The organism is Pseudarthrobacter sp. SL88 (assembly GCF_026672455.1).
In the GTDB taxonomy this organism is placed as follows: Bacteria; Actinomycetota; Actinomycetes; order Actinomycetales; family Micrococcaceae; genus Arthrobacter.
The window spans coordinates 649,305-669,144 of record NZ_JAPPRD010000001.1 but is presented as its reverse complement, the minus strand read 5'-3'; the positions used below and the strand labels follow the sequence as shown (position 1 = coordinate 669,144).

Annotated in this window: 14 protein-coding genes and 2 pseudogenes; 3 read left to right on the top strand and 13 right to left on the bottom strand. The window is 67.4% G+C overall.

From position 1 onward, the window contains the following. Window positions 1-5: 5 nt before the first annotated feature. From OVA06_RS02975 to OVA06_RS02945, 7 genes and pseudogenes are all read right to left on the bottom strand, one after another. The gene (locus tag OVA06_RS02975) at window positions 6-659 is read right to left on the bottom strand and encodes a LutC/YkgG family protein (RefSeq protein ID WP_268156193.1); all 654 of its coding nucleotides are present in this window, start codon (window positions 657-659) and stop codon (window positions 6-8) included. After that, entirely contained in the window at window positions 656-2,128 is a 1,473-nt protein-coding gene (locus OVA06_RS02970; RefSeq protein WP_268156191.1) for a LutB/LldF family L-lactate oxidation iron-sulfur protein, read from the bottom strand. The genes OVA06_RS02975 and OVA06_RS02970 overlap by 4 nt, the downstream gene beginning before the upstream one ends. Then, the gene (locus tag OVA06_RS02965) at window positions 2,128-2,931 is read right to left on the bottom strand and encodes a (Fe-S)-binding protein (RefSeq protein WP_056076283.1); all 804 of its coding nucleotides are present in this window, start codon (window positions 2,929-2,931) and stop codon (window positions 2,128-2,130) included. Before OVA06_RS02965 ends, OVA06_RS02970 begins: the two co-directional genes overlap by 1 nt. A 4-nt stretch (window positions 2,932-2,935) precedes the next feature. Continuing rightward, complete coding sequence (locus tag OVA06_RS02960; protein WP_268156189.1) at window positions 2,936-4,435, bottom strand: rhamnulokinase; 1,500 nt, start codon at window positions 4,433-4,435, stop codon at window positions 2,936-2,938. After that, window positions 4,432-6,469: pseudogene (locus tag OVA06_RS02955) on the bottom strand (bifunctional aldolase/short-chain dehydrogenase). Before OVA06_RS02955 ends, OVA06_RS02960 begins: the two are co-directional and overlap by 4 nt. Before the next feature lie 5 nt (window positions 6,470-6,474). After that, complete coding sequence (gene rhaI, locus OVA06_RS02950) at window positions 6,475-7,641, bottom strand: L-rhamnose isomerase (RefSeq protein ID WP_268156187.1); 1,167 nt, start codon at window positions 7,639-7,641, stop codon at window positions 6,475-6,477. 125 nt (window positions 7,642-7,766) lie between these two features. After that, window positions 7,767-8,123 (bottom strand): L-rhamnose mutarotase, encoded by a 357-nt coding sequence (locus OVA06_RS02945; protein WP_268156185.1) that lies wholly within the window; start codon window positions 8,121-8,123, stop codon window positions 7,767-7,769. A gap of 151 nt (window positions 8,124-8,274) precedes the next feature. On the opposite strand from OVA06_RS02945, the pseudogene OVA06_RS02940 reads away from it, so the two are divergent. Next, window positions 8,275-9,289, top strand: a pseudogene (locus tag OVA06_RS02940) (LacI family DNA-binding transcriptional regulator). A gap of 6 nt (window positions 9,290-9,295) precedes the next feature. Here the strand turns inward: OVA06_RS02940 and OVA06_RS02935 are convergent. The 6 genes from OVA06_RS02935 to OVA06_RS02910 form a co-directional block, all read right to left on the bottom strand. Then, a complete protein-coding gene (locus tag OVA06_RS02935; protein ID WP_268156183.1) occupies window positions 9,296-9,943 on the bottom strand; it encodes a DUF1961 family protein in 648 nt (215 codons plus the stop codon). 27 nt (window positions 9,944-9,970) lie between these two features. Next, on the bottom strand, window positions 9,971-10,672 hold the full coding sequence (locus OVA06_RS02930; protein WP_268156181.1) for a rhamnogalacturonan acetylesterase: 702 nt from the start codon (window positions 10,670-10,672) through the stop codon (window positions 9,971-9,973). A 25-nt stretch (window positions 10,673-10,697) separates the two neighbouring features. Then, window positions 10,698-11,570, bottom strand: coding sequence for a carbohydrate ABC transporter permease (locus OVA06_RS02925; protein ID WP_268156180.1), 873 nt, complete (start codon window positions 11,568-11,570; stop codon window positions 10,698-10,700). Beyond that, window positions 11,570-12,547 (bottom strand): ABC transporter permease, encoded by a 978-nt coding sequence (locus OVA06_RS02920; RefSeq protein WP_056076307.1) that lies wholly within the window; start codon window positions 12,545-12,547, stop codon window positions 11,570-11,572. The genes OVA06_RS02925 and OVA06_RS02920 overlap by 1 nt, the downstream gene beginning before the upstream one ends. Continuing rightward, the gene (locus OVA06_RS02915) at window positions 12,548-14,080 is read right to left on the bottom strand and encodes an extracellular solute-binding protein (RefSeq protein WP_268156178.1); all 1,533 of its coding nucleotides are present in this window, start codon (window positions 14,078-14,080) and stop codon (window positions 12,548-12,550) included. A gap of 178 nt (window positions 14,081-14,258) precedes the next feature. Beyond that, window positions 14,259-14,936, bottom strand: a complete 678-nt coding sequence (locus OVA06_RS02910) for a YesL family protein (protein ID WP_268156176.1) — start codon at window positions 14,934-14,936, stop codon at window positions 14,259-14,261. A gap of 239 nt (window positions 14,937-15,175) precedes the next feature. Here OVA06_RS02910 and OVA06_RS02905 point away from each other — a divergent pair, with 239 nt between their 5' ends. Together OVA06_RS02905 and OVA06_RS02900 are read left to right on the top strand one after the other, a co-directional pair. After that, window positions 15,176-16,438 (top strand): Gfo/Idh/MocA family protein, encoded by a 1,263-nt coding sequence (locus OVA06_RS02905; RefSeq protein ID WP_268156174.1) that lies wholly within the window; start codon window positions 15,176-15,178, stop codon window positions 16,436-16,438. Continuing rightward, on the top strand, window positions 16,438-19,797 hold the full coding sequence (locus tag OVA06_RS02900; RefSeq protein WP_268156172.1) for a family 78 glycoside hydrolase catalytic domain: 3,360 nt from the start codon (window positions 16,438-16,440) through the stop codon (window positions 19,795-19,797). The genes OVA06_RS02905 and OVA06_RS02900 overlap by 1 nt, the downstream gene beginning before the upstream one ends. Window positions 19,798-19,840 lie beyond the last annotated feature (43 nt).

Here is a 19,840-nt window from a genome sequence, read left to right as displayed (position 1 = left end):
AGATCCTACGACGCGGGAAGCTTCCCGGACTGTTTGGTGATGATGACGTCCAGCCGGCGTGGCCCGTGGACGCCTTCGACGCGTTCGAGTTCGATGTCCGAGGTGGCGCTGGGGCCGCTGATCATGGTGAGCGGGCGGGTGCCGTCCAGACGGCGGAGGGCTTCGGGGAGGATCTGCGTGATGTCGCGGCTGTGGACCACGCAGATGTGGTGGTCCGGGATCAGCGAGATGGCGCGGCGGCCCTGGTCGGGGCTGCCGTCCAGGATGATGGTCCCGGATTCGGCGACGGTCACCGCACTGGAGGTCACGACGGCGTCGGTTGCGTCGAGGTCGGTGACGGACCGCGCGCCGTGCCCGCCGCCGTCGTACTTCACCCTGGAAGGTTCCGTTTCCCAGGCGAGCCAGGCCGGGTCCAGCCCGGCGGGCACCACGTAGGAGCGCGCGCCGGCGAGCAGGCCCTGGATGGTGGCCGGAATAGCGGCTTCGTCCACCACCGTCACGCCGGCTTTGTAGTCCTCCAGCCGGTCCACCAGCACGTCGATGCGTTCTTCCGCGTTGAGGTTTCCGTCCTGGCGGTAGGTCCGTGGAATGTCCGGAACGGCCGGGGCGTCCTGCAGCGCGGTGCGGACGGCGGCGAGGATGTGTTCGCGGGTGCTCATGATTCCTTGTGCTCCTTGGCCCACCAGTCGCGGAAGGACTGGGACGGGGGCGCGGGGATGTCGCGGCTCTGGGTCCAGCCGGCGGCGATGCCGGGCAGTTTCTTGATTTTCTTGTCCTTGCCGGCGGCGGCGCGGCCCAGGGGCAGGAGCTTTTCGACGGCGCCCAGCCGGCGTCCGTCGGACAGCGCCCATGAGGCCGCCTTGAGCCCGACGTCCAGTTGGGACGGGAGTCCGCCGCGGTGGGCGTCCACGTCCTTTCCGCGGAGGTGGACCAGTATGTCCGGGATGTTGATCTTGACCGGGCAGGCGTCGTAGCAGGCCCCGCAGAGCGAGGACGCGTACGGCAGCGACCCGTTCTCCTCGGCTTCGACGCCGGTCATCAGCGGCGACAGGATGGCGCCGATGGGGCCCGGGTACGTTGAGCCGTAGGCGTGGCCGCCGGTGCGTTCGTAGACGGGGCAGACGTTGATGCAGGCGCTGCAGCGGATGCAATGCAGGGCCGAGCGGCCCATCTCATCGGCCAGGGCGTTGGTCCGTCCGTTGTCCAGCAGGATGACGTGGAACGTGGAAGGCCCGTCTCCTTCGGTGACGCCGGTCCAGAGGGAGGTGTAGGGGTTCATCCGCTCGCCGGTGGAGGAGCGCGGAAGGAGCTGCAGGAACACCTCAAGGTCCGAGAAGGTGGGCAGCAGTTTCTCGATGCCCATCACGGTAATCAGGGTCTCCGGCAGCGTGAGGCACATGCGGCCGTTGCCCTCGGACTCCACCACGCTGAGGGTCCCGGAGTCTGCGATGCCGAAGTTCGCGCCGGAGATCGCCACTTTGGCGGTGAGGAACTTGGCGCGCAGGTGGGTGCGGGCGGCCATGGCGAGGCGGCGCGGTTCGTCCGTGAGGTGGGGATCGACGCCGGGCATTTCCTTGAGGAAGATGTCGCGGACCTCGGTGCGGTTCTTGTGGATCGCCGGGACCAGGATGTGGCTGGGCTTGTCATGGTCCAGCTGGACGATGAGTTCGGCCAGGTCCGTTTCGTAGGCGGCGATGCCGTGCTCTTCGAGGTATTCGTTCATGCCGATTTCCTGGGTGGCCATCGACTTGACCTTGACCACCTCGTCCACGCCCTCGGCTTTGACAAGTTCGTGGATGATGCGGTTGGCCTCATCGGCGTCGCGGGCCCAGTGCACCGTGCCGCCGCGGGCGGTGACGTTGGCTTCGAAGGCTTCCAGGAGTTCGGGCAGTCGCGCCATGACGGAGGCCTTCAGGGCACTGCCGGCGTCGCGCAGTTCCTCCCAGTCGGGCAGTTCCCCGGTGACGTTGAGGCGCTTGGTGCGGATGGTGGAGGTGGCGTGCTTCAGGTTGCGGCGGAGCTGGCTGTTGCCGAGCTCCCTTCGGGCCGCTGAGGGAAACTTTTCCTCAGCGAAGAGGTTCCCGGAGCCGGGCCGCAGGCCGGGCATTCCCAGTGCGGTGCGGGACATTATTTGACCACCACTTTCACGGTTTGTCCGGCAGGTCCTGGAACGGCGACCGGCTCGGCTTCGGTGCTGGCGAGGATCTCGGCCAGGTGCAGCGTGGCCACACCGGACTCCTGCCGGGAGAGGCCGCCGCCGATGTGCATCAGGCAGGAGTAGTCCCCGCCGGCGCACACCGACGCCCCGGTGCTGCGGATGTTTGCCGTCTTGTCCGCCAGCATCGCCGACGAAACGTCGGCGTTCTTCACGGAAAATGTGCCGCCGAACCCGCAGCACTGGTCCGCCTCCGGCAGGTCCAGCAGCTCCAGGCCTTCCACGCCGCGGAGCAGGCCGGCCTGCCGGTCGCCGAGCTTGAGCAGGCGCATGCCGTGGCAGGAGGGGTGGTAGGTCACTGTGTGCGGGAAGTAGGAGCCCAACTGTCCGGCAGGGTCGGTGACGCCCAGGACGTCCACCAGCAGTTCGGACAGCTCGTAGGTTTTCTTCCCGACGGCGGTTGCCCGCTCCTCGAGCCCGGCATCCCCTGCGCGGCGGGCCACCATGGGGTGCTGGTGCTTCACGGACGCCACGCAGGACCCGGACGGCGCCACCGCGACGTCGTAGTCCTCCGATTCGAAGGCCCTGACGTGGTTGGCCACCACTGGCACGGCTTCCTTGAAGTAGCCGCTGTTGACGTGCATCTGCCCGCAGCAGGCCTGCCCCTTGGGGAAGACCACCTCGTGGCCCAGCCGTTCCAGGACCGCCACCGTGGCCTGGGCAGCCCGCGGATACATGCCGTCCACGATGCAGGTGGCGAATAGTGCGATTTTCATAGTGTCAATTCCGGGAGGCGGTAACGGGGACGTCGAGGGGCTCATAGCGGTGCAGGCTGGCTCCGGCGGCGATGAGCCGGCGCAGTTCGGTCAGGCCGCCTGCCACGGCGCCTGCCGCCCGTGCCTGCACGAGCACATTGCCCAGGGCTGTGGCTTCCACGGGCCCGGCGATGACCGGGCGCCGGGTGGCATCGGCCGTGAGCTGGCAGAGGAGGGCATTCTGCGATCCGCCGCCCACCACGTGCACCACGCCCACGGAGCGGTCCGCCAGGCGTTCGGCATCGGCCAGGGTCCGGGCGTATCCGGCAGCGAGGCTGTCCATGATGCACCGGGTGATGGCCGCAGGATCGTTCGGCAGCACCTCGCCCGTGCGCCGGACTGCCGCACGGATGCGTTCGGGCATGTTGTCCGGGGCAATGAAGTACGGATCATCCGCATTGATTTGCGGTCCGCCGGCGGGCAGCGCGGCGGCAGCGGCCAGCAGGGCCGTCAGGTCCGGCTGGAACCCTTCCGATGCCCAGGTGCGCTGGCATTCGCTGAGCAGCCAGAGCCCCCCGATGTTGCGCAGGTAGCGGATGGTGCCGTCCACGCCGCGTTCGTTGGTGAAGTTCGCCTCCCGGCTGGCTTCGGTGAGGACCGGGTGCTGCAGTTCCAGGCCCACCAGGGACCAGGTGCCGGAGGAGACGTAGGCGAAGTCGCCGCCGTCGCCCTCCGTATCAGCCGGGACGGCCGCGACGGCGGACGCGGTATCGTGCGAGCCCACGGCCACTACGGGGGTGCTGGAGGGCAGGCCCACCTCCTCGGCAATGGCCGGGAGGAGGGTGCCGAACGCCTCGCCGGGCTGGATCAGCGGCGGGAACAGGTCCTTCCGCAAGCCCAGCGCCGCCAGGAATTCGGTGGCCCACTCCCCCGCCACGGCGTCAAACAAACCGGTGGTGGAGGCGTTGGTGGCCTCGGTCCGGCGGGCGCCCGTGAGCAGGAAGGCGATGAGGTCCGGGATCAGGAGGGCCTGCAGCCCGTCGAGTTCCCTCTCGGTGGCCAGCTGGTAAATCGTGTTGAATTGCAGGAACTGCAGGCCGGTGGTGGCGTACAGCCGCTCCGGGTCCAGTTTCCGGTGGACAGGCTCCACGGCGGACCGGCTGCGATCATCGCGGTAGCTGAACGGCTGGGCCACGAGGTTCCCGTCAGCGTCCACCAGGCCGTAGTCCACGGCCCAGGTGTCGATGCCGATGCTGGCGATCCGTTCGCCCTGCCCGGCGGCCACCGTCGCGGCAGTACGGAGGCCTGCAAGCACCTCCGCGAAGAGCGCGTCGAAGTTCCAGCGGAGGCCGCCGTCGATCTCCACCACGCCGTTGGGGAAGCGGTGGACGGTTTCCAGGGCCACCCCGGACTCCGGTGAAACACGGCCGAGCATGACGCGGCCGGACGAGGCGCCGATGTCGACGGCTGCGAACACGCCAGAGGCCGTGTCCGCGCCGTCGGCATCGTTGATCAACGTGCTCACCGGAGGAAGGCTGCGGCCACTCCGGCGTCCACGGGGATGTGCAGGCCGGTGGTGTGGGACAGTTCGTTGCTGGTGAGGACGGCGGCGGCGTTGGCCACGTGCTCGGGCAGGACTTCGCGCTTGAGCAGGGTCCGCTGGGCGTAGTACTCGCCCAGTTTCTCTTCGTCCACGCCGTACACGGCGGCGCGCTTGGCGCCCCAGCCGCCGGCGAAGATGCCGGAGCCGCGGACCACACCGTCGGGGTTGATGCCATTGACGCGGATACCGTGCTCGCCCAGTTCGGCGGCGAGCAGGCGGACCTGGTGGGCCTGGTCTGCCTTGGTGGCGGAGTAGGCGATGTTGTTGGGGCCGGCGAACACGGAGTTCTTGGAGGAGATGTAGATGATGTCCCCGCCCAGGCCCTGCGCGATCATGACCTTCGCGGCGGCCTTGGCCACCAGGAAGGAGCCCTTGGCCATGACGTTGTGCTGCAGGTCCCAGTCCTTTTCCGTGGTTTCCAGCAGCGGCTTGGAAATGGACAGGCCGGCGTTGTTGACCACCAGGTCCACACCGCCGAACGCGAGCACTGCGGCGTCGATCGCGGCCGCAACCTGCGCTTCGTCGGTAACGTCGGCCTGGACGCCGATGGCGACGTCCGGGCCGCCGAGCTCTTCGGCCACCTTTTCGGCGTTCTCCAGGTTCAGGTCGGCGATGACCACGCAGGCGCCTTCCGCGGCGAGGCGGGTGGCGATGGCCTTGCCGATGCCCGACGCGGCGCCGGTCACCAGAGCGATGCGGGTGGCGTGGGACTTCGGCTTGGGCAGCCGCGCCAGCTTGGCTTCCTCCAGTGCCCAGTACTCGATCCGGAACTTCTCGGATTCCTCAATCGGGGCGTAGGTGGAAATCGCCTCGGCGCCGCGCATCACGTTGATGGCGTTGATGTAGAACTCGCCGGCAACGCGGGCGGTCTGCTTGTTGGCGCCGAAGGAGAACATGCCCACGCCGGGCACCAGGACGATGGCCGGGTCCGCGCCGCGCAGCGCCGGGCTGTCCGCATCCGCGTGGCGGCTGTAGTACGCCTGGTAGTCCTCGCGGTATGCCGTGTGGAGTTCTGTGAGCCGTGAGACCGAGTCCTCGATGGAGGCGTCGGCGGGCAGGTCCAGGATCAGCGGCTTGACCTTGGTGCGCAGGAAGTGGTCCGGGGCAGGAGGTGCCCAGGGCGCCGAGGCGCGGGTGCTCGGCGGCTTCGAGGAAGTCGAGGACGACGGCGTCATCGCTGAAGTGCCCCAGCTGCGGTTTGTCGGTGGAGGCCAGGCCGCGGATCACGGGTGCCAAGGCTGCGGCCTTGGCACGGCGCTCTGCCTCCGGCAGCGCACCGTATCCGGGCAGCTTGGGCCCGAAGGGTTCGGCCGCGCCGTTCTCGGCGATGTACTGCTCGGCCTGGTCGATGATCCACAGCGAGTTGGCCTCGGCCTCTTCGCTGGTGGCGCCCCAGGCGGTGATGCCGTGGCCGCCGAGGATGGTGCCGACGGCCTGCGGGTTGGCGTCCTTGATGGCGGCGATGTCCAGGCCCAGCTGGAATCCGGGGCGGCGCCAGGGAACCCAGACCACCTTGTCACCGAAAATCTTGGTGGTGAGCGCTTCGCCGTCCACCGCCGTCGCGATCGCGATGCCGGAGTCCGGGTGCAGGTGGTCCACGTGCGCGGCGTCCACCAGGCCATGCATGGCGGTGTCAATTGACGGCGCGGCACCGCCCTTGCCGTGCAGGCAGTAATCGAAGGCGGCCACCATTTCGTCTTCGCGCTCCACGCCCGGGTAGACGTTCTTCAAGGCGTTCAGCCGGTCCAGCCGCAGCACGGCAAGGTTCGCAGCCTTCAGCGTGCCCAGGTCACCGCCGGAACCCTTCACCCAGAGGAGTTCGACGTCCTCACCGGTGACCGGGTCCTTCTCGGTGCCCTTGGCGGAGGTATTGCCGCCGGCAAAGTTGGTGTTCCGCTTGTCCGCGCCGAGGCGGTTGGAACGAGAAATCAGGTCTTCAACAGTCTTGTTGCTCATAGGAATTAAGCGCCCCATCCGGCTTGCTGGCCGCCTGCGCGGTCCTCGTTGATCTGTTTCTGGTAGCCGCTGGCCTTGTAGGCGGCCATCGGGTCGGCGGGGAGGCCGCGGGATTCGCGCCACTCCGCCAGGGCGGGGCGGACGTCCGTGTAGAAGGCGTCGTTGAAGATGCCGTTGGCGGCCAGGACGTCCCCGGCGCGCTGGGCCTCGGTGAGGGCCGCGGTGTCGATCAGCAGGGCGCGGGCCGTCATTTCCTGGACGTTCAGCACGGACCGGATCTGGCCCGGGATCTTCTCTTCCAGGTTGTGGCACTGGTCCAGCATCAGCGCCACACCGGATTCCTTGCCGAAGCCGCCACCGCGGATCACCTCGTGCATGATGCGGAAGAGCTGGAACGGATCGGCGGCACCCACAATGAGGTCGTCGTCGGCGTAGAAGCGCGAGTTGAAGTCGAACGAACCCAGCTTGCCCAGGCGCAACAGCTGCATCACGATGAACTCGATGTTGGTGCCCGGGGCGTGGTGGCCGGTGTCCAGGCAGACGAACGCCTTCTCGCCCAGCGCCAAAGTCTGGGCGTAGGAAGTGCCCCAGTCCGGAACATCGGTGTGATAGAATGCCGGCTCGAAGAACTTGTATTCCAGGACCAGGCGCTGCTCGTCACCCAGGGCGGCGTAGATTTCCTGCAGGGACTCGGCCAGGCGGTCCTGGCGGCCGCGGAGATCATCCTGGCCCGGGTAGTTGGTCCCGTCCGCCAGCCAGATCTTCAGGTCGCGGGAGCCCGTAGCGTGCATGATTTCGATGCAGTCCAGGTGGTGTTCAATGGCGCGGCGGCGAACGGCCTCGTTGGAGGACGTCAGGGAGCCGAACTTGTACTCGTCATCCTGGAAGGTGTTGGAGTTGATGGTGCCCAGGCCCACGCCCAGGCCGGCGGCGTACTCCTTGAGGGCGGAGTAGTCGTCCACCTTGTCCCACGGAATGTGCAGCGCCACGGTGGGCGCAAGACCGCTCAGCTCATGGACCTTGGCGGCGTCGGCCAGCTTCTCCTGGACCGTTCGCGGCGTGCCGGGCGTGCCGAACACCTTGAACCGCGTGCCTGAATTTCCATAGGCCCACGAAGGGACCTCGATGGCAAGCTCTCCGAGCCTGCCCAGCGCCTTTGCTACGTCATTCATGATGGTTCTTTCCGGTGTCTTGTGCTGCTGTGGTCTGTTGGGTACTGCCCCGCTGCAGGAGCTGGGTGTCGCTGTAGTTACCGGGGTATGGAACTACAGGACTGTGGAACTACAGGACTGTGGAACTACTTGGGCGTGGAGCCTGCGGCCGCAAGCTGGCCGTCAAGGTTGAACACTTCTTCCAGGACCTGGAACCCCTCGTCGGGCGCCTGGCCGGTGTTTTCTGTGTCATCGAACAGAGAGGCCATCTCGGCCTGCCATCGCGCGTTGACTTCGGTCAGGGCCATGCGGGCACGCACGGCGTCGAAGTCGTCGCACTCGACGTAGCCCACCAGGAGCCCGTCGTCCGCCAGGAACAGGGAGTAGTTGTTCCAGCCCGCTTCCTTCAGGGCAAGAAGCATCTCCGGCCACACCGCGGCATGGCGCCGCTTGTACTCGTCGATCAGCGCCGGCTGGATCGAGGACCGGAAGCACACCCTCATCTGGAACTCTCCTGAACTCGCGGATATTTGAATCGTTTCATTGGTACGATTCAAAGTACTCTTGAACCTGAGTAGGTGTCAAGCATTTCCACCCGGCCCCGGCAATTGGGCCGCGGAAGTCAGGGCATCCGGACCAGCAGCTCGGAGAATCATGAACCGCACCGCCAGTATCAAGGACGTTGCCAACCACGCCAGCGTTGCCGTGGGCACCGTCTCCAATGTGCTGAATTACCCGGACAGGGTGTCCCAGCGCACCAAGGAACGCGTCTTGAAAGCCATCGACGAGCTGGGGTTCGTCCGCAACGACGCGGCCCGCCAGCTCCGCGCCGGCCACAGCCGCACCGTGGGGCTGATTGTCCTTGACGTGGGCAACCCGTTCTTCACGTCGGTGGTGCGGGCGGCAGAGGATGCCGCCAGCGTCCACGGCAGCGCGGTGCTGCTGGGCGACAGCGGGCACGACGCCGGCCGCGAGGCGAATTACATCGATCTTTTCCAGGAGCAGCGGGTCCAGGGCCTCCTGATCTCGCCCGTTGGCGACGTCACCGAGCGGCTGGACCTCCTCCGCGAGCGCGGCGTGCCCACGGTCCTGGTGGACCGCCTCGCGGACGAGTCCAGGTTCAGTTCGGTTTCCGTTGATGACGACGCCGGCGGGTACCTGGCCGCGCGGCACCTGCTGGACACCGGCCGCCGTCGGCTCGCGTTCGTGGGCGGCCCCACGTCCATCCGCCAGGTGTCAGACCGCCTGCAGGGGGCGCAGCGCGCCGTCAAGGAGGAGCCCAACGCAACACTGGAAGTGCTGACGTCGGAGGGGATGACCGTCCTGGCAGGACGCAGCGTGGGGAACATGTTGGTGGAACGCGGGCCGGAGCAGCTGCCGGACGGCATCTTCTGCGCCAACGACCTCCTGGCCCTCGGCGTCATGCAGTCCCTCACCATGACCCACACCTTCCGCATCCCGGAGGATGTGGCGCTGATCGGGTATGACGACATCGACTTTTGCCGTCTCGGCAGTGGTTCCGCTGTCCTCCATCCGGCAGCCCACCGAGGCGCTGGGCCGGACCGCCATCGAGCTCCTCACCGAGGAAGTGGAGTCCCAGAACGCCACGCACCGTGCGGTGGTGTTCACTCCGGAACTCGTAGTCCGGCAGAGCACCGGCAAGGCGTAGGACGCCTCAGCGCAGCTTCTCCACCACCAGGTTCCGGTAGGCGGCCCGCAGCGGGGCCATCTGCCGGAACCCGATACGGCCGCCGCCGAGCACCCTTCCCGAGGAGTCTGTCCACTCGAACAGGGTCAATCCGTTGATGGCAAAGGACACCTGGGGGCCGTCCTTCAACACTTCCAGACGGTAGAAGTCCACCGCGTCTTCCGTGGGCGGCAGCGGGTCAGCGCCCTGCGCCACCAGTTCGAAGCCGGCGCTCTTGCGGAGGTTGCACGTCCGGAAGGCCCGCTCTGATTCGTACTTGTGCCGGAAATACGAGACGTGCAGGGCATCGATGTCCCCCGAATGGTACTGCGGATAGAACCCCGTCCGCGGGGCCAGATCAGGGCTGAAGAGATCCAGCCCGCCCTGGCCGGCCGCAGCGAAGAACAACATCGCCAGGCCCGGCTCTTCGAGGGGCCGGAAGTCCCAGCTAATGCGGATCCCGTCCGGAAACTCCTCCGGGCACCAGAACGTCCAGTGGGCGTGGTCACCGAATTCCGCGTCGTCCAGTGCGCCGGACAGCTCCAGCGCCCCTTCATGGCCATGAACACTCAGCGGCCCTTCCGGCACCCAGTCCGCCACGTCCGCCGGGCCACCCAGCGCGTTGCTGTACAGCACCCCGGCGCTTCCTTTGGCGCCGCCCACTCAGGCGCGTTCCGCCGTCGTACCTGCAAAAGCCGGGGCGGCGAGCCCAAGCTCCGCAAGCTCGGCTGCCACGTGCTCAGCAACCACTGCAGCACCTTCATGGGAGAAATGCGTGTTGTCCGCCAGCCCGTCCGGCCAGTAGGCATGCTCCCCCGGCGCGAAGTGGCAGAACAGCGCCACGGATTGCTCCCGGCCCAGGCGGAGGTACAGGTCCCGCGTCCAGGCGTTGAGGTCGATCACCGGGACTCCGAGTTCCAGCCCCAGTTCCCGCACCACCTCGGGGTAGTCCTCAAGGCTTTCCTCCAGCACGTCGCCCATGCCGGCGGACGACGACGGCGCGTCCCGGAAGTGCCGCCGTTCCACGGAGGTGCACAGCACCGGAGCCGCGCCCAGGGCACGTACCTCGCCCACCATGGTGCGCAGGTTGGCCGCGTAGCCGGTGCGCGCTGCGAGGTGCTGCTTCTTCTGGTCGTTGTGGCCGAACTGGATGAGGACAAGGTCGCCTTCGCCGGCCTCTCCCAGCAGCGCCGTCCACAGCCCTTCGTCGCGGAAGGACCCGGTACTGGCCCCACCCTTGGCGAAGTTGTGGACCGCTGCACGCCGGTAGACGTGCGGGGCCAGCTGCGCGCCCCACCCGCTCATGGGGTACTCGTGCGTGGGGCAGTTGGCGACGGTGGAATCACCGGCGAGCAGGATCTTCATGGTCTTCTTTCTCTGAGTGCGGTTTCTAGCCCTTGACGGAGCCGATGAGCATGCCTTTGGCGAAGTGCTTCTGCAGGAAGGGGTAGAAGATCAGGATGGGCAGGGTGGCCACCACGATCACTGCGAATTTGATGCCTTGTTCCGGCGGGATGTAGTTGGGGTCAACGTTGCCGGTTCCCAGCAGGTCCGAGGCCGCGGTGACCTGGCGCAGGTACATCTGCAGGGTCCACTTGGAGTTGTCGCTGAGGTAGAGCAGGGGCGACATGAAGTCGTTCCAGATGCCCACGGCGTAGAACAGGGCGAACGTGGCCAGGACGGGCTTGGACAGCGGCAGCAGGATCCGCCAAAGGATGCCGATCTCCGTGGCGCCGTCCATCTTGGCGGATTCCTCCAGCTCCGCGGGAAGCTCCTGGAAGAAGTTCTTGATGATGATCAGGCTGAACGGGTTAATCGCCGCCGGGAGGATCAGGGCCCAGTAGGAGTTGAGCAGGCCCAGGTCCTTGACCAGGAGGAAGGTGGGGATCATGCCGCCGGAGAACACCATGGCGAAGACCACCAGGGACAGGATGAGCTTGCGTCCCCGGAGGGTCTTCTTGGCCAGCGGGTAGGCCATCGTCACCGTGAACGCCAGCTGGACAACCGTTCCGACGGCGGTGACCAGGATGGTGGTGATGAGCGCCCTGGTGAAGGCCGGCGTCGAGAAGATGTACTCGTAGGAGCCCAGGCTGAACTGCTCGGGCCAGACGAAGAACGCCCGTCGGGTGATTTCCGCTTCGGTGGCGAACGAGCCGGCGAAGACGTAGACGAACGGCAACAGGGTGACGACGCCCACCAGGGACAGGAAGACGTAGTTGGCGGCGTCGAACACCCGGCCGCCGGTGGTGTTGTGGATCTTCATTAGAACAGTCCGCTCTGGTTGAACCGCTTGGCCAGCCAGTTGGTGCCGAAGATCAGCACCAGTCCCACCAGGGATTTGAACAGGCCCACCGCAGTGGAGTAGGAGTAGGCGCCCTGGGTGATGCCCACGAAGTACACGTAGGTGTCAAAGACATCCGCGACGTCCCGGTTGAGGGCGTTGGTCATCAGGTAGATCTGTTCGAATCCGGTGTTGAGCATCTGCCCGATCGCCAGGATCAGCATCACGATGATGGTGGACCGGATCCCGGGCAGCGTGATGTGCCAGACCCGCCGGAAGCGTCCGGCGCCGTCGATGATCGCGGCCTCGTACTGGTCCTGGTCCACGGTGGACAGGGCAGCGAGGAAGATGATGGTTCCCCAGCCGGTGTTCTTCCAGATCTCCTGCAGCACGATCAGCGGCCGGAACCAGGCGGGATCGGACAGGAAGTCGATGTTGGTGCCCATCACGTTGTTCAGGAACTGGAACATCGGGCCGATATCCAGCGCGAACAGCAGGAAGCTCAGCGACGCCACGATGGTCCAGGACAGGAAGTGCGGGATGTACACCAGGGTCTGGACCGTGCGCTTGAGGACGGAGAGGCGGACCTCGTTCAGCAGCAGTGCCAGCACGATGGTCAGCGGGAAGGCGATGCCCAGGTTCAGGAACGCCAGGATCAGGGTGTTGCCCAGCAGGCGCGGGAAATCCGGGTTGGAGAAGAAGTCCTCGAAGTGCTGGGTCCCCACCCAGCGGCTGCCGTTGACGCCCAGGAACGGGACGTAGTCCTTGAAGGCGATGGACACGCCGTACATGGGGCCGTAGCGGAACACCGCGAAGTACAGCACGCCCGGCAACAGCAGCAGGTACAGCCACTTGTAGTGCGCGAAATGGACGGAGAACTTGGCGTTCTTCCGCTCCCGGGCGGGCGGCCGGGTGGCCGCCCGCCCCGAGGCCTCAGCCTCGACGACGGGGGCTGCCATTTACTTGTTGTCCTGCCAGAGCTTGTTGATCTCTTCCTTGACCTTGTTGCCGCCGCTGGTGTCCCAGAGCTTGATGGCGTCCTTCAGGCCCTGCTCATCGATCTGTCCGGCAAGGTACTTGATCCGGGCGTCGGCCACGATGTTGTCCAGCTGCGCGCCCTTGGCCACGTAGGTGGCGGAGACATACGGGGCGGCGGGGTTGTACACAGCGCTCTTGAGGTCCTCGGCCATGACCTCGGTGCGCTTGTCGAAGACCTGCTGCTCGTAGTCGCTGGCCTGCTTAACGGGGTAGAAGTTGTTGCCGGCCACGTTCATGCCCAGCTGCGCGTAACTCTTGATGTCCGTGCTGACTGCCTTGCCCTCGCTGGTTTCAGGCTTGATGGTGGCGGCCTTGCCGTCCGCCACAGTGAAGTTGACCCCCTCGATGCCGTTGTTGAGGAGGGTGGCCACCTCCTTGCCGTTCAGGGTGTTCAGGACCTCGAGGACCTTGTCCAGCTCGGCCTCGGTGCGGACGCTGGACTTGGGGACGGCCAGGAAGCCGGAGTAGCCGTCAGTGGGGTGGGCGTGGAGTTCGCCGTCGGGGCCTTCAAGGTTGCCCACAAAGCCCACCTTGTTCTGGAAGTTGTTGGGATCGGCCTGCTTGAAGAGGTTGACCAGGACGCTGACGCGGGAATCGACGTCCACAATGATGCCGCCCTTGCCGTTGAAGAACGGTTCGTTCCACTTGGTGCCGTCGAACGTGGCGAAGTCCGGGTTGATGAGTTTCTCGTCCACCATCTTCTTCACGAAGCGGTTGGCTTCGAGGAATTCGTCGGTCTCAAAGCTGGGGATCAGCTTTCCGTCCTTCTCGGTCCACCGGTTGCCGGCGCCGTACCATTCCTCGATCAGGTCGTAGGGGCTGTTGGTGCCCAGGGCGCCCCACTTGGGGATGGTGATGCCCCACGTGTCATTCTGGCCGTTGCCGTCCGGATCCTGCTCGGTGAACGCCTTGGCCACCTTGTAGAGGTCCTCGGTGGTCTTGGGCGGCTGGAGTCCCAGCTTGTCCAGCCAGTCCTGGCGGAACATCACCGCAGCGCGCATGGGCGCACGGCCACGGTAGACGCCGTAGACCTTGCCGTTGATGCTGGCGTTCTCCTGGATGTCGGGGAACGTGGTCTTAAGGTTCGGGTACTTGTCGAGCTTGTCGGTCAGGTCCCAGAAGGCACCCGCTTCGGCGTTCTTGACGAAGCCGGGGGTCTTGCCCTGGATGACCATGATCTGCGGGATGTCCGAGCCTGCCAGCGTGATGTTGGTCTTGTCCTCGTACGAGGAGTTGGGCGTCCAGTTGATGTTGATGTCCTTGCCGGTGAGTTCTTCCAGCTTCTTCTGGACGGCGCCGTCAGCGCTGGGTGGCTGGGCCTCAAGGAACGGGGCCATGATGGAGACGCTGGTGAGGTCCGCGGCGGGTTCATTGCCGCCGCCGCTGCAGGCGGTGAGGGACAGGGCGGAGACGGTGACGACGGCGGCCGCCAGGGTGAGTTTCCTACGGATCATGGTTTTTCCTTTTCCACTTCTTCGGGGTTTCGTTGGTCGTTCTGATGAGGTTGATACGTTTCATTTACTGCGGGCAGGCACGCCGAGGGCGCGGGGCTGGGCTGGTTCGCCGGACGGGCGTTCCGATGGACCCCACCGGAACGGCAGCCGGCCCGGGGCCGCGCCGACTGTCAGCCGGTCAAGCGGTGGAGACGGCGGCGGGCACCGGCTCGGCACCTGCAGCGGCCGGCTCGGCGTCGGCGGCAACCGACTCGTCATTGGCGGTGAAGAACCGGTCGCAGAGCCAGCCCGTGGTGTAGAGCCACGCGCCGGCACTGAAGAACGGAATCAGTCCGGGAACGGTGGTGCTGGCGTACACCACCGCCGCCGAGACGAACAGGAGGATGACCGTCCCGGCCAGGTGCCGCACGGCAAAGCGGGACGAGAGCATCAGGTACTGCCGCAGGGGCAGTACGTAGCGGGCGTACATGGGGAACACGTAGCACGCGGCCCCCGCCAGGAAGATGGCTGCCACAAAGATCCCGGCCGCCATCAGCTGCGAGATGAGGTCCCGGCCGCCAGAGAAGAAGTTCCAGTTCATGGCCAGCGCCACGGCCAATGCGAGCAGCGGCAGTGCAAGGATGTTGGCGCGGCCGAAGTTCCGGAAGTACTCCGCCGTGAACCCGCGCAGCAGTGGCGCCGCTTCCCCCCGGGCGCGCTTGCGCACCAGGATCTGCGCCGCGGCAGTGGCAGGTCCGATCCCGGCCACGCCCAGCCCGAGCAGGGTGAACACCAGCCACAGCACATTGAGGCATGCGATCCACAGAAGGGTGTCAAAGAACGAATAGGCCCGAGCGGCGAAGGTTCCGGACAGCATGGCACTTCCCTTCCGTTTCTCCATCGTTGCAGAGGCGAAGGCGCAAGTGGTCCGCGTCACGCCGGTAATCGGTTTCTCGAAAATCTAGACCCAATCTGAGGGTGGGGTCAAGCCATTTTTTGAATCGTTACATAACTGGACTCTGCAGCTCCGGGTGGCGCACACTAATGGTTGGAAAGCGCTTGCTGCACCGAGCCCGCGCGCCTGTAAGTGTGCCCTCGAGGGCAGAATGGAGAACCATGGGAACGTCCGCTGGCACCCACCTTCCCGACGTTTCCGCCGGTAACGCTTCTACCGGTGAAGCGGCCGAACCGGCAGGACTCCGGAACGGGCCGCAGGGCGCCGGCCCGGCAGCCCGGATCGCGCTGGTAGGCGTGCACGGCTTCGGCACCCACCATCTCCGGAACCTTGAGCGGCTGCAGGCAGCCGGCGCCGTCGAACTGGCGGCCGTCGCGGACCCGCAGCCTCCGGCACCCGGCTCCGCGCCGCCGTCGGCCGCTGTGCACCGGGGCCTGGACGACCTGCTGGCCGCAACGGCCAACCTGGACGTCGTCATTGTGGCAACCCCCATCCAGACGCATGCCCCGCTGGCGCTGGCTGCCCTGGCCACGGATGCCGAGCTTTACCTGGAAAAGCCGCCCGTGGCCTCTTTGGCGGACTTCAACCGGCTGTGCGACGCCGCAGCAGCTTCCGGGCACGGCGTCCAGATCGGTTTCCAGAGCCTCGGCTCGCATGCGCTGGCGGCAATCGCGGAACTCCTGGCCGCCGGCACCATCGGAACCCTTGAAGGGATCTCCGCAACCGGCCGCTGGGTCCGGGACAGGGCCTACTACAAGCGGTCCCGCTGGGCAGGCAAGCGCAGCATCAACGGCGTGGACGTGGTGGACGGCGTGGCCACCAACCCCCTCGCGCACGCTGTGGCAACTGCGCTGCGGATCGCCGGCGCCCGCACCGTTGCGGATGTCGCGTCCGTGGAAACCGAGCTGTACCGGGCCAATGACATCGAATCGGACGACACCTCGGTGATCCGCATCCGCACCACGGCCGGCCTGCCCATCACCTGCGCCCTGACCATCTGCGCCACCGAATCCGTTGAACCGTACGTGACCCTGCACGGCTCCGCCGGCAGTGCGGCCTTCCATTACACCGAGGACCGGCTGGTGGTGGAAACGGCCTCCGGCAAGACCGAGCAAACCTACGGCCGGGACGACCTCACCGAGAACCTGCTCGAGCACCGCAACGCAGGAACCCCGTTGCTGAGTTCCCTGCCGGACAGCGGGGCGTTCATGCTGGTGCTGGAGGCAGTCCGGACTGCGCCGCTGCCCGCGCCGATCGATCCCGCCTATGTGCAGTGGCAGGGCGAAGGCGAATCCGCCCACGCCGTGGTGGCCAGCATCGAGGACGCGCTGGAGCGAGCCGGCCGCGAGCATGCAACGTTCAGCGAGCTGGGGCTCCCCTGGGCCACGTCCGCACCGGTTTCCTTCCCGGTTCCGTCCGCCTAATGTCTCCGTCAGGCGGCACGACCCCCACGTCAGCGGACACAGCACGGGAAGCCGCCGGGGCTCTGCTCGCCACCGGCCTCCTGACCGACGGCCTGGCCGAATGCCTTACGGCCTCCGGGCGGCCCACCTTCAGCTGGCAGCTGGACCAGCCGGACCGCGCCGATCCCTCCCGGGCCAGCCAGACGGCGTACGAACTCTCCGTGCAGGACGCCGGCGGCCGCCAGGTGTGGAGCTCCGGCGACGTACCCTCAGCTTCGCAGCGCGGTACCTATGGCGGGCCCGTGCTCGACGACGACACGGACTATGGCTGGCGGGTGCGCCTTCGCGACGCAGCCGGCGCCCCGGGCGCGTGGTCCGGCTGGCGCACCTTCGGCACCGGGCTTTCGGACTCCGCCTGGGAGGCCGACTGGATCAGGCGCGCCCCGGGCGGCCGCGCCCCGCTGGAGATCCTGGACAACGCCCTCCGGGTCACGGGGTCCCCCGGGCTGCCCCTTCCGTGCCCGCCGGTCCGCGGCTTCCGGCTGGAGGCGCGGGTGCGGCCCGTGATGGGCTGGACCGGCCTGATCATCCGCAGCACCGGTCCGGGAACCGGGCTGCTGCTCGAGCTCAACACGGCCGGCGAACTGCTGCTGCGGCAGGTGCCGCAGTGGGACATTCCCGCCGCTGCGGCCCCGGACACCCCCGTCCTGGCCAGGGCCAGCGCAGACCGCACCCACACCGTCCGGCAGGAACGCCTCCCGGGCAAGGACCTGGTTCCGGGGACGTGGCAGGACCTGACCGTCACCGATGACGGGCAGACCATCCGCGCCTCCCTCGGGGGCGAAGAACTGCTGGCGTTCGAGGAGCCGCTCCCCGCCGGCACCTCAGGCAGGCTTGCCCTCCACCAGGGCCCGCGCAGCCAGGCCGAGTACGCGTGCCTCCGGGTTTCCGAGGCTGGCACCAGCGCAGGCACCGGAACCGTCCTGTTGGACCACCGGTTCGATGCCGGCGAAGACCACGCACGCGCTGCCCTGGCGCACTGGGCCCGCACCACCGCGCACCGCCAGCCGGACGAATGGACCCTGTTCCGCACCTCGGTCCGGCTCAGCGGCACCGTGCGGCGGGCGCGGCTCTACGCTGCTGCCCAGCACCTTGCCCAGCTGTCCCTCGCCGGCACCCCCTGCCTCGCCACCACATCCTTCGGCTACCCCGGTGAGGGCTACTACGATGCCGCGGACGTGACGGAGTTGCTGGCGGCCCAGCCGTCCGGACCGGACGGCGCAGACGGCGCTGACGGGCAGGAGAGAGCGGACGTTCCGCTGGCGGCCCTGCTGCACTGGTACGGCCCGGGGCAGGGACGGGCCGCGGGCCTTCCCGGCCTCCTGGTCCGGCTGAGCGTGGACTATGTGGACGGCCGCCGCGACGTGTTCGGTTCGGGGCCGGGCTGGCGCGCCGCTGAAGGCCCGTACCGCCAGTCCGGGTACCGGAACGACGAAGGCGACCCCGTTGAACACCTGGACGGGCAGGCCGCCGCCGCGCTGGCCGCCACTGCCCTGCAGGACCTGCCGCCCGCCGTCGGCTGCGGGAGCCACCCCACCCCCGAAATCCCCGCGCTGCATCCGCGGCGGACGTCCATGTCGGAGGAATTCGTTGCGCCCCGCGCGTTCCTGACGGCTGATGACGGCACGCTGGTGGCGGACTTCGGCCAGGTGCTTCCCGGCCGGCCCGACGTGGATTTCCTCGACGGCGTGGCCGGCCGAACGGTGATGATCCGTGCCGGTTACACGCTTCGGGACGACGGCCGCGTGGATACCGGCAAGACGCCCACCCAGAACACCGACATGTCCTTCCCGTACACCCAGGCCGCCGGGCCGCAGCAGTACCGGGCCACCGTGCACCTTGGCTTCCGCTACCTGGAGCTTCCCGGGGTGGACGCCGCGGACGTGTCCCGGCTCGGCGCCGTCGTGGTTCACGGCAAACACCCCGGCGAAGGCAGCTTCAGCAGCTCGGACCCCACGCTGGACGCCGTGTTCGGCCTGTTGCGTCACTCGGCGCTGTACGGCGTGCAGGAGCAGTTCGTGGACACCCCAACCCGGGAAAAGGGCCAGTTCCTGGCGGACGCCGTGAACATCTCCTACGCCACCATGTCGCTTTTTGGCGAGCACGCCTACACGGCGCAGGCGCTGCGGGAGTTCGGCTGGTCGGCGGGCAGGTACTGGGCCGAAGGCGAGGACAAGGGCCGCTACAACGCGGTCTACCCCAACGGTGACGGCAAACGCGACATCCCCGATTTCTCCCTGATGCTGCCCGAGTGGGCCGAGGAATACCATCACCGCACCGGCGACCTCGCGCTGGTCCGGGAGCTGCTGCCGCACCTGTGCGATACGGCCGATTACGCGCTGCGGTACATTCCGGCGGAAGGCCCGACGGCGGGACTGGTCACCAGGCTGGGCGGCGGCTCCGGCCCCTACCTGCACGGCATCGTGGACTGGCCGGCACCGGGGCGTTTCGGTTACGACATGGAGTGCACCGCCAAGACCACCGTCAACGTCCAGGCCTACTCCGCTCTGTTGTCCACCGCCCGGCTCTGCGGCTTCGCGGGCGAGCACGAAACCGCCGTCCGCTATGCCGAGGCCGCCCGCACGCTGGCGGCCGCCATCCGTGCCCGGCTGCGGGTGGATGGCGTGATGGTGGACGGGCTCCACGGCGACGGCTCCCCCAGTGCCCATGCCTCCCAGCACGCGGCGTCGTTCCCGCTGTCCCTTGGCATCACGGACGCCGGGTGTGCAGAGGCCGACGCCCGGAGGATAGCGGACCTGGGGATGCAGCAGGGGCCACTGACGGTCCACCGCCTGGTCCGGGCGCTGCTGGCACAGGGCAGGACAGACTCGGTCCTGGACCTCCTGACGTCGCGCGACCAGCCCGGCTGGGCGCAGCTCCTGGAACGGGGCGCCACGTTCACCTGGGAGGCCTGGGACCTGGAGCCCGGTACCGACTACAGCCAGTCCCACGCCTGGTCCGCCTCGGTGGTCAAGGAGATCCTCGAGCACCTTCTGGGCATCCGCTTCCAGTCCCCCGGTGGCGGCGAACTGCTCATCGAGCCGCCATGGTGCCGGCTGGAGCACGCCCGCGGCAGCGTCCCGGTGGCCAGCGGCTACGCGGAGGCCAGCTGGCGCCGCAGGGACGGCCTGGTGGAGCTGGAATGCACCGTCCCCGCCGGTGTCACGGCGGTGGTCCGTCTGCCCGCCGGCACCTACGGAATTAAGGGACCGACGCCGGATGCCGCCGTCGTGCGTTCCCTCCCGGACGGCGCGAACACCGGCACGACGCGCGACTTCCGCGTGCACACCGGCACCTGGAGCTTCGAACCGCAGGCCTAGCCGGTATCCCGTGGATGAGCCCCGCAAACACCCGGGTGTTTGC

What these genes read in the sequence shown, in the direction of transcription:
- OVA06_RS02915 (WP_268156178.1), bottom strand. Translation starts at nt 14,080, where the DNA reads ATGATCCGTAGGAAACTCACCCTGGCGGCCGCCGTCGTCACCGTCTCC.
- OVA06_RS02910 (WP_268156176.1), bottom strand. Translation starts at nt 14,936, where the DNA reads ATGCTGTCCGGAACCTTCGCCGCTCGGGCCTATTCGTTCTTTGACACC.
- OVA06_RS02930 (WP_268156181.1), bottom strand. Translation starts at nt 10,672, where the DNA reads ATGAAGATCCTGCTCGCCGGTGATTCCACCGTCGCCAACTGCCCCACG.
- OVA06_RS02900 (WP_268156172.1), top strand. Translation starts at nt 16,438, where the DNA reads ATGTCTCCGTCAGGCGGCACGACCCCCACGTCAGCGGACACAGCACGG.
- OVA06_RS02975 (WP_268156193.1), bottom strand. Translation starts at nt 659, where the DNA reads ATGAGCACCCGCGAACACATCCTCGCCGCCGTCCGCACCGCGCTGCAG.
- OVA06_RS02970 (WP_268156191.1), bottom strand. Translation starts at nt 2,128, where the DNA reads ATGTCCCGCACCGCACTGGGAATGCCCGGCCTGCGGCCCGGCTCCGGG.
- rhaI (WP_268156187.1), bottom strand. Translation starts at nt 7,641, where the DNA reads ATGAATGACGTAGCAAAGGCGCTGGGCAGGCTCGGAGAGCTTGCCATC.
- OVA06_RS02925 (WP_268156180.1), bottom strand. Translation starts at nt 11,570, where the DNA reads ATGAAGATCCACAACACCACCGGCGGCCGGGTGTTCGACGCCGCCAAC.
- OVA06_RS02965 (WP_056076283.1), bottom strand. Translation starts at nt 2,931, where the DNA reads ATGAAAATCGCACTATTCGCCACCTGCATCGTGGACGGCATGTATCCG.
- OVA06_RS02920 (WP_056076307.1), bottom strand. Translation starts at nt 12,547, where the DNA reads ATGGCAGCCCCCGTCGTCGAGGCTGAGGCCTCGGGGCGGGCGGCCACC.
- OVA06_RS02945 (WP_268156185.1), bottom strand. Translation starts at nt 8,123, where the DNA reads ATGAGGGTGTGCTTCCGGTCCTCGATCCAGCCGGCGCTGATCGACGAG.
- OVA06_RS02905 (WP_268156174.1), top strand. Translation starts at nt 15,176, where the DNA reads ATGGGAACGTCCGCTGGCACCCACCTTCCCGACGTTTCCGCCGGTAAC.